8 protein-coding genes are annotated in these 13,858 nt (G+C 62.6%); 6 read left to right on the top strand and 2 right to left on the bottom strand.

Features of this window, described 5'->3' with window-relative positions:
• Nucleotides 1–24 precede the first annotated feature (24 nt).
• Nucleotides 25–2,976: a DNA polymerase I gene (gene polA, locus EB235_RS10185; protein WP_027031102.1), complete on the top strand. Its 2,952-nt coding sequence runs from the start codon at nt 25–27 to the stop codon at nt 2,974–2,976.
• A gap of 78 nt (nt 2,977–3,054) precedes the next feature.
• Here the strand turns inward: polA and EB235_RS10180 are convergent, their stop codons facing one another.
• On the bottom strand, nt 3,055–3,459 hold the full coding sequence (locus tag EB235_RS10180; RefSeq protein ID WP_027031103.1) for a Fur family transcriptional regulator: 405 nt from the start codon (nt 3,457–3,459) through the stop codon (nt 3,055–3,057).
• 244 nt (nt 3,460–3,703) lie between these two features.
• Between EB235_RS10180 and EB235_RS10175 the strand changes: the two genes are divergently transcribed.
• The 5 genes from EB235_RS10175 (at nt 3,704) to amrB (ending at nt 11,824) form a co-directional block, all read left to right on the top strand.
• On the top strand, nt 3,704–5,905 hold the full coding sequence (locus EB235_RS10175; RefSeq protein ID WP_171878142.1) for a caspase family protein: 2,202 nt from the start codon (nt 3,704–3,706) through the stop codon (nt 5,903–5,905).
• A 75-nt stretch (nt 5,906–5,980) separates the two neighbouring features.
• Complete coding sequence (locus EB235_RS10170) at nt 5,981–6,400, top strand: hypothetical protein (protein WP_245268835.1); 420 nt, start codon at nt 5,981–5,983, stop codon at nt 6,398–6,400.
• Nucleotides 6,401–6,432: 32 nt separating this feature from the next.
• Nucleotides 6,433–7,104 carry a DUF4760 domain-containing protein gene (locus EB235_RS10165; protein WP_245268836.1) on the top strand — a complete coding sequence of 224 codons (672 nt, stop codon included), beginning with the start codon at nt 6,433–6,435 and terminating at the stop codon, nt 7,102–7,104.
• Nucleotides 7,105–7,160: 56 nt separating this feature from the next.
• Complete coding sequence (locus tag EB235_RS10160; RefSeq protein WP_245268837.1) at nt 7,161–10,142, top strand: caspase family protein; 2,982 nt, start codon at nt 7,161–7,163, stop codon at nt 10,140–10,142.
• Between the two features lie 23 nt (nt 10,143–10,165).
• Entirely contained in the window at nt 10,166–11,824 is a 1,659-nt protein-coding gene (gene amrB / locus EB235_RS10155) for an AmmeMemoRadiSam system protein B (RefSeq protein ID WP_245268838.1), read from the top strand.
• Here the strand turns inward: amrB and EB235_RS10150 are convergent, their stop codons facing one another.
• Nucleotides 11,825–13,654 (bottom strand): MORN repeat-containing protein, encoded by a 1,830-nt coding sequence (locus tag EB235_RS10150; RefSeq protein ID WP_027031109.1) that lies wholly within the window; start codon nt 13,652–13,654, stop codon nt 11,825–11,827. It lies immediately after the preceding gene.
• Between the last annotated feature and the right edge of the window lie 204 nt (nt 13,655–13,858).

The following is a 13,858-nucleotide window of genomic DNA, read 5'->3' as shown; positions in this document are numbered from 1 at the left end:
TCGCGCCGCGCTATCCCTGCCGGCATGAAAAAAGGCGATCATCTCTTCCTTGTCGACGGTTCCGGCTACATCTTCCGGGCCTACCACGCCCTGCCGCCGCTGACCCGCAAGTCCGACGGCCTGCCTGTCGGTGCCGTGTCCGGTTTCTGCAACATGCTGTGGAAGTTGATGCAGGATGCCCGCAACACCGATGTAGGCATTGTGCCGACGCATTTCGCGGTCATCTTCGATTATTCCTCGAAAACGTTCCGCAATGATCTCTATCCCGAATACAAGGCCAACCGTTCGGCGCCGCCGGAAGACCTGATCCCGCAATTCGGCCTGATCCGCCAGGCGACCCGGGCCTTCAACCTGCCCTGCATCGAGATCGAAGGCTACGAGGCCGACGACCTGATCGCCACCTATGCCAGGCTGGCCTGCGAGGCGGGCGGCGACACCACCATCATCTCCTCCGACAAGGATCTGATGCAGCTGGTCGGCGACACGGTCGGCATGTACGACCCGATGAAGGATCGCCAGATCGGCATTCCAGAAGTAATCGAGAAATGGGGCGTACCGCCGGAAAAGATGGTCGACCTGCAGGCGTTGACCGGCGACTCGGTCGACAATGTGCCCGGCGTGCCCGGCATCGGCCCGAAGACGGCCGCGCAGTTGCTGGAACAGTTCGGCGACCTTGACGGGCTGCTGGCCCGCGCCATCGAGATCAAGCAGGACAAAAGGCGCGAATCGATCATCGCCAACGCCGACAAGGCGCTGATCTCGCGCCAGCTGGTGACCTTGAAGAACGACGTGCCGGTGACCGATGGGCTGGACGATTTCGTCCTGCACGCGCCAGACGGGCCGAAACTGATCGGCTTCCTCAAGACCATGGAATTCACCTCGCTGACCCGCCGCGTGGCGGAAGCGACCAGCACCGAGGCCGGCGACGTCCAGGCCGTCGCGGTGACCGTCGAACGCGCCGACAACGCGCATGGCCCCGATGTGGGCGCCGGAGCGCCGGCTCGGACCGGTGCCGAGCCTAGCGAGGCCAACGGAGCGGCGACCACTGCAGAGGACACCGCGAAGCAAGGCGACACCCCTTCCCTGCTCTCAGCCTTGCGGCTGGAGCGTGCGGCAACCAGCAAGATAGACACGTCAGCCTATCAATGCATCCGTGATGTCGCGACGCTGAAAGCCTGGGTCGCCGAGGCACGGGAGGCCGGTATCACCGCCTTCGACGTCAGGGCGACGTCAGCCGATCCGATGCAGGCCGAACTGATCGGCATGGCAATAGCCACGGCGCCTGGTCGCGCCGGCTACATTCCCTTTGCCCACAAGAGCGGCAATGGCGACCTGCTCGGTGGCGGCACGCTCGAAAACCAGATCCCGCTTCGCGAGGCGCTGGCGGTGCTGAAGCCGCTGTTGGAGGACAAATCGGTCCTCAAGATCGCGCAGAACCTGAAATATGATCTCGTCATCATGAGCCGCTACGGCATCGATGTCGCGCCGTTCGACGACACCATGCTGATCTCCTACGTGCTCGATGCCGGCACGCCGCATGGTCACGGCATGGACGCACTGGCCGAGAAGTGGCTTGGTCACACGCCCCTCCAGCTCAAGAACGTGACCGGCTCAGGCAAGAGTTCGGTCGGTTTCGACCAGGTCGACATCGACAAGGCGACCGCGCACGCCGCCGAGGACGCCGACGTGACGCTGCGGCTCTGGCACGTGCTGAAACCCCGGCTTGCCGCCAAGGGCCTGGTCTCGGTCTATGAGCGGCTGGAGCGGCCCTTGGTGCCGGTCTTGGCGCGCATGGAACAGCGCGGCATCTCGGTCGACCGGCAGATCCTGTCGCGGCTGTCGGGCGAACTGGCGCAGGGCGCCGCGCGCCTGGAAGAGGAAATCTACCAACTCATCGGCGAGCGCATCAACATCGGCTCGCCCAAGCAGCTCGGCGACATCCTGTTTGGCCGCATGGGGCTGCCCGGCGGCTCCAAAACCAAAACCGGGCAGTGGTCAACCTCGGCACAACTGCTGGAAGATCTCGCCGCCGAGGGCCACGAACTGCCGCGCAAGATCGTCGACTGGCGCCAGCTGACCAAGTTGAAATCGACCTACACCGATGCCCTGCCCGGCTTCATCCATCCCGACACCAAGCGCGTCCACACCTCCTATGCGCTCGCCGCGACGACAACGGGCCGGCTGTCCTCTTCCGACCCGAACCTGCAGAACATCCCGGTACGCACCGCCGAAGGCCGCAAGATCAGAACCGCCTTCATCACCGACAAGAGCCACCGGCTGGTCTCGGCCGACTACAGCCAGATCGAACTGCGTGTGCTCGCCCATGTCGCCGAAATCCCGCAGCTGCGGCAGGCCTTCGCCGATGGCGCCGACATCCACGCCATCACCGCTTCGGAAATGTTCAACGTGCCCGTGGAGGGCATGCCTTCGGAAGTCCGCCGCCGCGCCAAGGCGATCAATTTCGGCATCATCTACGGTATCTCCGCCTTCGGCCTCGCCAACCAGCTGTCGATCCCGCGCGAGGAGGCGAGCAACTACATCAAGAAGTACTTCGAGCGCTTCCCCGGCATCCGCGATTACATCGAGGAGACCAAGGCCTATGCGCGCGAGCATGGCTTTGTCGAAACCATTTTTGGACGCCGCATCCACTATCCCGATATAAGGTCATCCAATCCCTCGCTGCGTGCCTTCAACGAGCGCGCTTCCATCAATGCCCGCCTGCAAGGCACCGCCGCCGACATCATCCGCCGCGCCATGATCCGCATGGAGGAAGCGCTAGACAAGGCGAAGCTGTCGGCCCGCATGCTCTTGCAGGTGCATGACGAACTGATCTTCGAAACGGTCGAGGCGGAGGTCGAGGCGACGATCCCGGTCGTGCGCCATGTCATGGAAAACGCGGCAATGCCGGCGGTATCGATGTCGGTGCCGCTGCATGTCGATGCGCGGGCGGCGAACAATTGGGACGAGGCGCATTGAGGCACCGCTTCGTCGTCCTAGGGCGAAGCAAGGAGCGAAGCGACGCGGCGCAGACCCTCGGATGACGAAGAAAAGAGCTTAGGCCGCTTCGGCGCGGCATTTGGCACACACACCCCGAAACTCGATCACCGCCTTCTTGGCGGCAAATCCCGTGGAGCGCACCCATTCATCCAGCTGGTGGCCGACATCGTGGTCGGACATTTCTGTCACTTGTCCGCATGTGTCGCAGATGGCGAAAGCCGTCATCGAATGGCTGTGGTCATGCGGCTCGGCACAGGCGACGAAGGAGTTGATGCTTTCCAGCCGGTGGACGAAGCCGGATTTCACCAGCGTGTCGAGCGCGCGATAGACCTGCAGCGGGGCGCGGAAGCCGCGCTCACGCAGTTGATCAAGCAAAGTGTAGGCGCTGAGCGGCCCGCTGGCGGCCTCGAGTTTCTCGAGCACGCACACCTGGTTTTTCGTCAGCACATCCCTTGCAGCCATGTTATGTTCCAACTTGTCTTGGGCCATCCGCAGGCGATTTGCGCATGCAAACGGCCTGATACCGTTCAGATAGCGACGAATCGTCCTCTTTGCCACTCCTCTGTTGTGGCGCCAGACCAATCCATGTCGTGACGGCACAATAGCGATTGTGGGTTGATCACCGGCGCAACATTCAAAATACTGACAAAATTCGTCGACAAGGGTGCCATCTCTTGGGAAATTCGATCGGGCTTGGGGAAGCAACATGATCAAATTGACACGTCGGACGCTGCTCGTCGGTACGTCCGCGCTGATGGCCGCCGGTACGATTTCGTTCCGCGCGCTGGCCGCGTCGCGCACTTACCATGCGCTTCTGGTCGGCTGCACCGAATATCCGAACCTGCCACAGAGGAACTGGCTGGTCGGCCCGAAGAACGATGCCGGCCTGGTCCACGAGTATCTGTTGAAGAATGTGCCGGACCCGGTGCGGTTCGCGCCCGAGAACGTCACGCTGCTCGCCAAGGATGTGCCCGGCGCCAAGGGTTTGCCGACCCATGCCGCGATCAAGGCAGCACTGGCGGACCTCGCCGCCAAGGTTCAGCGCGACGATTTCGTCTATCTGCATTTGTCCGGCCACGGCGCGCAGCAGCCGGAAATGATCAAGGGCGACGAGACCGACGGGCTCGACGAGATTTTCCTGCCTGTCGACATCGACAAATGGATCAACCGCGACGCCGGCGTGCCGAACGCGCTGGTCGACAATGAGATCGGCGACGCGCTCGACGCGATCCGCAACAAGGGCGCCTTCGTCTGGGCGGTGTTCGACTGCTGCCATTCCGGCACCGCGACGCGCGCCGTCGAGGTCGATGACGAGCTGGAGCGCAAGGTCGAATTCGCTGATCTGGTCGGCGGCGACGAAGCCACCAGGGCGGCAGCCATCAAGACCTATGAGGACACGGTCGCAAGCGCATCGCGTGACCTCGACGACAACGCTCCGCGCAAGCCCGCCTTCAATCTGACGCCGACCGGCGGCGAACCGATCACCAAGGGCAAGCTGGTCGCCTTCTATGCCGCCCAAACGGTGGAGACCACGCCGGAAATGCCGTTGCCCAAGGGTACGGCGGATGCGCCGCGCTTCGGCCTGTTCACCTTCACCATCCTGTCGAAGCTCGCCGAAAACCCCAACGTCACCTACCGCCAGCTTGGTCAGGCCGTACTGCAGCAATATTCGGCCGACAGCCGCACCCGGCCGACGCCGCTGTTCGAGGGCGAACTCGACGCGCGCGTCTTCGGCACCGACAAGACCGACGCGGTCATGCAGTGGCCCATCGTCATCAAGGACGGCGAGGCGACGATCGGCGCCGGCCTGCTGCATCGCCTCACCCCCGGCAGCAAGCTCGCCATCCTGCCCTCGGCGCTGTCGTCGATGTCGGATGCGGTCGGCTATCTCGAAGTGGAGTCGGCAAAGAACCTGGAGAGCCACGTCAAGCCAGTCGAGTTCGACAAGAAGCCGGCGCTGGACATGACTGCCATCCCCGCCAACGCCTATGCGCGGGTGGCGGAGATCGCCGTCGACTACAAGCTCACTGTCGCGCGGCCGGCAACGATCAAGGGACTGGAGAAGGAAACGGCTCTCGCCAATTCGGTTCTCGACGAACTGGCCACTGCCAAGGAGACCGGCTTCAACATCGAGCTGGTCGACCCCGGCAAGAGCGCCGAGCTGCGCTTTGCGGTGATGCGCGAGAACGCCATTGCCGGCTCTGCCAAGGACGCCACCGACAAGCCGGCGCTGTGGTTCCTGCCCGCATCGGGCGACGTGACCCTGAAGGACGGCAGCAAGCCGCCTCTGGTCATCATCCATCCCGATGACCGCCAGAAGCTGGTCGACGCAACAACCAGAAATCTGCGCACCATCTTCCGCGCGACCGGCCTGTCGCGACTGGCGGCGGCCTCCGATTACAAACCCGAGGACGTCGACGTCCAGTTCCAGATCAAACGCCGCGACAAGGATGGGCTCGAACCGTTGCAGGCTTCGGTGGTCCCCCGCGCCTCGCCGGGCGACGAAGTGCATGTGCTGGCCAAGAACAGCTCTGACCAGCTGGTCGACATCAACGTGCTCTATGTCGGCAGCGACTATTCGATCACCCATATCGTTGCCGAGCGCCTGGCCCCCCAGGCAACGCTCGAGGAAGGGCTGCTCGCCTTCACCGACACCAGCTTCGGCATGGAACGGATGATCGCGGTGCTGACGGAAGCCCCACCGGAGAGCGAGAAGGAAGATCTGAGCTTCCTGGCGCAGGATGGCGTCGCCTCCAAGACACGTGGCGTGGGGGCTCCCAGCTTCTCCGACATGCTCACCGACATCGGCATGGCGCCGGCGACCCGCTCGGTAATGCGGCTTGCCGACAAGAGCGGCCCGAAAGGCGCGGTGATGATCTTCCCGGTGGAGACCGTGCCGCGCGCCTGAGCTCCGGCGCCGAAAGCCTCGGCGCGGACCCTCTTGCGCAGTTCACGCGATATGAGAACATTCCCGGCTGCGGCATTGGCGCATGACGGCCGGATGAAGTGGATAGGATCGACCTTGAAGAATACAGTCTTTTCCTGGCGCACGATCGTTGCCGGCCTTGCCGGCAGCCTGTTGCTGATTGCCAATGCCTCGGCGCAGGACACCTGCGGGCTCTGCGTCAAGCAGGTCATCATCAATTCGGAACTGGCTACCTGCTTTCTCGATCAGTACGACCAGATCGCCAAAACCAGCAGCAACGCGGTGGTGGTCGATCTCTCAAGTTGCGCCTCGCGCGGAATCGTCGAGGCGTTGCCGTCACCCAATAAGACAGCCGTGGAGCCGGACGTGCAGTTCATGGTTTCGCGACCACAACTGGTGTGCCTGAAGAAGCAGCTTGAGGCGCCGGGCGTGGTGCTTGATCCCTCCGCCACCATTGAACTGGACAACTGCAAATGAAAAAGCCGGGGGGCACGACAAAGCAGACACCGATGGCCGAACCAGCAAAGTCGCCGGCCGCAAAACAGACGCTGCCGGAAACCACAGAAGGCTTCCCCTGGCCGAGCAGCCACGAAATCAAGAAGGAGAGCAACCCCTTCACCGATCGTGACTGGCGCATGCTCGTCTATGCCTGGTCGGGCATGGCAGTGCGTTTCGCCATCATCTTTACCTTGATGTTTTCGGTCTATCAGTTCCTGGCCAATCAGGAGCAGAAGCGTGTCGAACAGACGATGTCGCTGGTCGAACTCTGGGAAAACAAGGATTACCAGCAGGCGCAGCGTGCGCTGAAGGATCGGCTCACGGCGCTTAACGCCAAATATGACAATTTGCTCAGCGCCAACCCTTCGCCGACCGAGGAACAGGTGTTCCGGACGCGCATCGGCATCGAGGCAATGACAGCCACGGGCGGTGACATGCCGCTCGCCGACTTCAACGAGAATTTCGACCGCATCGTCTACTTCCTCAATCGCCTGTCCTTCTGCGTCGACGGCGATCTGTGCTCGCGCAAAGTGACCGACGCCTATTTCCGCGACTATGCCACCTCGTTCTGGAGTTATTTTGCCGGCTATGTCGACAAGCAGCGCAAGGCGGGTTCGCCCACTTTTGCGACGGCAATCGAGGCCTATGTGCGCAGTGGGTCGCCGGCGGCCGAAGCCAAATAACGATGGGAAAAGCGGGGATCAGCGTCCGCCTCATGCGTACCTGCCGCTGGCTGGCCATGACAGGGGCCCTGATCACGGCCTCGGCCGCCCATGCCGAGGATGCTCCGGATTTCCATCTCGATCTCGACACCGGAGGCCATACCGCCCGGATTGCAGACCTCGCCTTCACACCCGACGGCGAGGATCTCGTTTCGGCATCCGATGACAAGACCATCCGCATCTGGGACTGGCAGAGCGGGGTGACGCTGCGCACCATTCGTGGCTATCTCGGCAATGGCAATGACGGCAAGATCTTCGCGGTCGCGGTCTCGCCGGACGGCAAGACGATCGCCGCCGGCGGCTATTTCGGCGCCAGCCTTGGTGACAAGCCGCCCTATGGCGACATCAGGCTGTTCGACTTCACCACCGGCAAGATGAAAGCCGTGCTCAAGGCCGCCGACTACGCGACCTATGACCTCGCTTTTTCGCCCGATGGAAAGACGCTTGCCGCCGGCGGTGCCGATGGCGTCGTCTATCTCTGGAAACAGGACAACAAGGCCACGTCAGGCTGGACGCTGGACAAGAAGCTCGACGCCGATTCCTGGCACATCGACAAGCTGGCCTTCGCCGCCGCGGGAACCCGGCTGGCGGCGACCACCACCGACAACGGCATCCGGCTCTGGGACGTCGCCAAGGGCGAGGAGATCGCCTTGCCTGATAAAGCCGAGCCACTACGCGACATCAGCGTTATGGCGCTGGCCGTGTCTCAGGATGGCACCCTGTTTGCCACCGGCAGCAAGGACGGCCAGGTCCAGCTCTGGCGCGCGGCAGATGGCACGCTGGTGCGCGCCATGCCGAAGCAGGATTTCCTCATCGGTTCGCTGACCTTTGCCAAGGGATCGCTTCTGGTCGCCTCCTGCGGCTATCGCTGTGCCGACAAGTATCGCTCCATCGTCTGGGACACCGACACCGGCGAGAAGACGCTCGACTATTCCGGCCATGACGGCACGGTCTATGCCAGCGCCGCCAATGCCGACGGCTCGCTGGTGGCGACCGCCGGTGGCACCCGCAATGCCATCCAGGTCTGGGACCCGGCGACGGGTGAACGCAAGGCCCTGCTGCAGGGAGTGGGCGAGCCGGTGACATCAGTCGGCATCGATGCGGCGAACGGCATTATCGCCTGGGGTAATGCCAACCCTTGCCCTGAGCGCGTGGCTTGCCCCGAGCAGCTTGGTGCGTTGGACAAGAGGCTGGAACTGCCAACCATGGAGCGGTTCTTCGTGGATCCGCAGCCGATGACGACGGAGCCAAGCTCGTTTGCCCGCGCAGCACTTGCCGACGGCCAGTGGTCGCTGCACGCCACCCAAGGCGGCAAGGATGCCCTGGAAAACGCGGTGCTGGAGATCGCCAATGGCGGCAAGGTGGTGCGCTCGATCGAGAACGATGCCACCAACGGCTTCGTCCACTCCGCCTTCACGCTGATCGACAACGGGCTTGGCCTGATCACCGGTGGCAATGACGGCACGCTGCTGGAATACAAGGCGGCCACCGCCAGGGTTTCCGGCGAATTCACCGGCCATACCGGCGAAATCAACGCCATGGTTGCCTCGGAGAAATCGGGTCTTCTGGTTACCGGCAGCGCCGACCAGACCGTGCGGCTGTGGAACCTGAAGACCCACGAGCTGATCGTGTCGATGTTCTTTGCCGGCTCGCAATGGATCGCCTGGATGCCGCAGGGCTACTACTATTCCTCCGACGAGGGCGACAAGCTGATCGGCTGGCAGGTCAACCAGGGCCGCGACCATGAAGGGCGTTTCATCCGCGCCGGCCAACTGAAGAAGTATCTCTGGAGCCCGGAAATGGTGCGCCGCGCCATCATCCTGCGCAGCGCCAAGCAGGCGGTCAAGGAGATGCGGCCGGGCGTCGACAATGAGCTGCAGAAGCTGCTGCAGCGCAAGCCACCGGAATTCGGCATTCATCTCGCCGAAGACCAGAGCAAGGTCCGCGACGGCTATGTCGCCGTCGAGATAACAGGCGCCAGGGAGGCCGGGACCGATGTTTCCGGCTTCTCGATCCTGTCGAACAGCCGCAATGTCGGCGACATTGCCACGCGCTCAGTGGACGGCGACAAGACCATCGTCGAGGTGCCGATCGAGAACGGCCAAAACACCATCCGCGTCACCGGCACCAATGAATATGGCTACCTCACCGAGCGCAGTGTGACGGCGCTGGCGCGGAAGACCGAGAAGGTCGAAGCCAAGGGCAAGCTCTATGTCGCGGTCATCGGCGTCGACAAATATCCGTTCCTGACCGACGCCTGTTCAGGCCACGCCTGCGATCTGCGCTATCCCGTCGACGACGCCACCGAATTCCTCAAGGTGATCGCGCAGAAATCGGCGCCCTTGTTCTCGTCGATGGAGACGCTGGTTCTCGTCAATCGTGAGGCGCTCGACGAAAGCCCGGACAAGGCCCAGCAGACCTACACGGTCGCCAGCGCCGACAACATCATGGAGCCGGATTCGCACACGATCGACGATCAGCTTGCCGATTTCCTCGACAAGCCTGGCGAGCACGACACCACAATCATCTTCGTCGCCGGCCACGGCATCAACATCGACGAGGATTACTATTTCATCCCGACCGACGGCCGCAAACAGGATGCCGATCGCTGGAAGCGATCCTCGCTTGTCGATTGGGGCGATATCCAGAAATCGGTCGAGCGGGCCAAGGGCATGCGCTTCATGCTGCTCGACACCTGCCATGCCGCCAACGCCTTCAACCCGCGCCTGGAAAAGGACGCGCAGGATGCGCGCATTGTCGTCTTCTCCGCCACCGCGGCCAACAACACCGCCGCCGAACTGCCGGAACTCGGCCACGGCGTCTTCACCTATTCGGTCCTCGAAGGCCTGCGCGGCAAGGCGAGAACATCCGACGGCGGCGTCACGCTGTTCGGGCTTGCCGATTTCATTTCGCGCGAGGTGGTGCGGCTGACGTCGTCGAAGCAGAAGCCGTTCTACTATGTCGGCGGCGTGGAGAACATTGTGCTCGCCGAGCCATGATCGCCCGGCTGTTGGCAATCATCGTGTTTTCCCTGATCGCTGCCGCCGCGGTGCAGGCCGCCCCTGTCGTCTGCCCGCCCGGCACCGAAAATTTTCCGCCTTTCTACGACGACGCCACCTTGTTCAAGGACGCCATCACCAACGTCGCAAACGTCCAGCCATCCAACCAGCGGCTGACCGGCATCACGGTGCCGCATCATCTCCTGGCCGCCGACCTCGTGGCACTCGGCTTCAGGGCCGCGTCCGGCTTCCACTACAAGCGCATCGTCATCCTGTCGCCGGACCATTTCCACAAGACGCACAAGCTCTACGCCACCACGGTGCGCGGCTTCGACACCGTGCTTGGCTCGGTGGCTGCCGACACCGATGCGGTGCGCCTTCTGGAGAAGAATGGCGACATGGTCGAGGACTCCTGCCTGTTCGACAAGGAGCATGGCGTGCGTGCCATGCTGCCGTTCCTGCACCATTATTTCCCCCAGGCGAAGATTGTGCCGATAGCGATGTCGGTGAAGGCGAAGCGCGCCGACTGGGACAGGCTGGCCGACGCGCTTAAGGCAATCGTCGACCAGGACACGCTGATCGTCGAATCCACCGACTTTTCGCACTATCTGCCGCAGCATGATTCCAGGCGCTTCGACCAGCAGTCCCTGAACATGCTGGCCGCCGGCTCGCTCGACGGCATTGCAGCGCTGCGCCAGCCCGATCATGCCGATTCCGTCGGCGCGCTCTACATCCAGACCAGGCTGCAGCGCGAATTGTTCGGCGCCCAGCCGCTGGTCGTCGCCAACGAGAACTCGCAGGAACACACATCGGATTATGTCGAGCGGACAACCAGCTATGTGGTGGCGCTGTTCGGCGCCTTCGGTCCTGGCTTCAACAATCCGGCGCGGCCAAAGGATCGGGTCTACTATCTCGCCGGCGACGTGAATTTCGGCCGCGCCATGAAGAGAATCCTGGTCCGTGACGGCATTGCCGACAGGATCGTCGACAGCATCCTGTCGCTGACCGGATCGCGGCCGCTGATCGTCAATCTCGAAGGCGTCATCCTGCCCAACGTGCCGGAAGCGATCGACGACATGACGCTGGCAATGCCCGAAGATCTTGCTGCCAGCCTGCTGAAGCGGCTGCATGTCGCAGGCGTCAGCCTTGCCAACAATCATGCTTACGATCTCGGCCCGTCTGGTTATGCCGAGACGCTGCGCGCGCTGGACGAGGCCGGCATCCCGCATTTCGGCCAGGGCGAGACGCTGGCGCTGGCCGATCTCGACCTTGTCGGCCTGACCGATATCGACACCAACGGCTCCAAGAACACCGACCTGTTGACCCCTGCCTTACTCGACCGGCTGCTGCATGAAAACGCGCAGCGGCCGGTCGTCGCCTTCGTCCATTGGGGCCGCGAGTACAAGACCGAACCCTCGGCGCGCGAAGAGATGCTTGCCGATGAGATGCGGCTGCGTGGCGTCTCGGCCATTGTCGGCGGCCATCCGCATGTGTCGAGCGAGGCGATCGTGCCGCTTGCCGGCGGCGATGTGGCGGAGGTCTATTCGCTCGGCAATTTCCTGTTCGACCAGAGCGCGGAGCGCTCCTCAGGATCGATGCTGGAATTGCGCGTCTTCGCCCAGGGCACGATCTTCACCAGGCTGATCCCGCTACCCAACTATTTCGAGATGGGCCGCAAATAACTATCCGCAGCCAGCCATCTGGCGCGGCAGATAGCAGGCAGCTGGTTCGGTCTTGGTTTCGAACAGCGATTGCTTCGGCCGGAAGTAGAAGAAGGTCACGGGCTTGCTCTCGCGCACGCTGCCGTCGGCGAAGTGTGCAGCGATGCTGAAACTGTGGATCGACGACATCGACGACCACATCTTCAGCCGTGCCGTATAGGCGCTGACGTTCTTGTTGCCACGCACCGGCATGGGAAAAGTGTAGTCGTGCTTGCCGATCGGGAATTCGATGTTCTGGTAGCGCATCGCTTCCGGGCTGCCGCCACCGCCATCGCCGCATTCGGCCATCGATTCGGGAACCTCGAAGACGGCCATGGTCATCTGGGCGCGAAACGGCTCGCTCTGCTGGTAGACATGGCCCTGATCGTCAGCCCATGAATAGTCGAACTTGCCGATCGCGTTCAGCGTCATCGCCTGGTTGAAATTGCCGAGATAATCGCCGACCTCTCCGAAATTGATCTTGTTGGTGAGCTGGCTGCGGCAGACATTGAGACTGTCGACCGAGGGACAGGGAAAGCGCCCGGTCTCCAGGCTCGCCGTATCGACGCCGGCTTCGTCGAGCACGCTTTTGATCGACACATCGACGCCCTCGCCGAAATCGCCGATATCCTTGGTGAACATGCGGCTTGCCTGGCCCGTCGGCTTGCCGTCCTCGTCCACCGTGGTGAACTGGATCGACATCTTCATGTCCTTGGCGTCGCCCCAGCCATTGTTGACGATCGTGAAATCCGGCCGGAAGCCTATGCAACCGAAATGCTCGGAGATGGACAGCATCGGCTTGCGATAGGCGTCGCTGGCGGCAACCTTCATTTCCAGGCTGTCGAGCTTGACCTTGGACTCGTCCGTCGTCTTCAGGTCGACCTCGGCAAAGGCCGGTGTGTTCTCCCAGTCCTGGCCTTCATAGACATTGGTGGTGTTGACCTGCCCGGTGCCGTTCCAGGCATCGTTGTATAGATTATCCTCCGGATAGATCGCAACGTCTTCGTCGCGCACCAGGTGCTGATATTTCAAGTCAGTCTGCTGCGTCATGCGCTGATCGACCACCACGCCGATCTCGACCTTGTTGGCGTCGCCGCCGCCGGCCTGCGCCTTGAGCAGGCCGCCGACCCTGGCATCGGCCAGCACGTCCGGGCGCGAGCCGCCGACTTCCTTGCCCATCACCCATTGCGATTGATAGACCGTGCCGCCGGCAAGCCGGGTTTGGCCCTTACCGTTCTTCAGCCCATCGACAAAAGAGCCGGCAAAGATCTCACCGGTTTTCGACAGCAACCTGCCTTCGCCATTCGGAATGCCGGCGACGAACTGGCCTTCATAGCGGTTGCCGTCGGCATCAATATGGATGCCCTTGCCGTTGAGCTCTCCGGCCAGCCAATTGCCGTCGAACACCTCGCCCGAGCGTAGCTCGAGCCGGCCTTGCCCATCAGGCCGGCCGTTCCTGACATCGCCAAAGTAGCTGGAATAGACGGTCTTCGGGTCATAGCTCGCCGAGCCGCGTACCCGCCATACCAGCCTGCCCTTGCCGTTGATGGTACCGTCCCCTGCGATGGTCCTGTCGGGCGACTGGCCCGCCGCTGGTTCCCAGACGAAGTCCAGGTTCCTCTCCGGATGAAAATCCCATACCCGCACGGTTCTTCGCAGCACGGAGCGTGTGTCCGCCTGGTAGAGAATCTGCACGCGCTCCGTCCAGGCGCCGGCGGGCGGCGTGGACTGATCCGCGAAAGCCGGCGAAAGCATCAACGCACCCAGCATCGATACCGCCGCGATCCCCAGAATTGCCCTTGCCCGCGCCATCCCAAAAGCCCCTTTGGATGCCTCAACCCCTTGGCAAGTCGAGCCTAGAGCAATTCCAGGAAAAGTGTGAGCGGTTTTCCCCGGGAAGAGCGCGTAGCGCTTTCCCTTGAGAATTGCGTCAAAACAAGGAGATAGAGCATTCGCCGTTTCCCTGAAACGGCGAATGCTTGAGCGGCGAGCCGGCCTCGTGCAAGGGAAGCCGCG

Source organism: Mesorhizobium loti R88b, assembly GCF_013170845.1.
GTDB lineage: Bacteria > Pseudomonadota > Alphaproteobacteria > Rhizobiales > Rhizobiaceae > Mesorhizobium > Mesorhizobium loti_B.
This window is presented reverse-complemented; position numbering and strand designations above follow the sequence as displayed.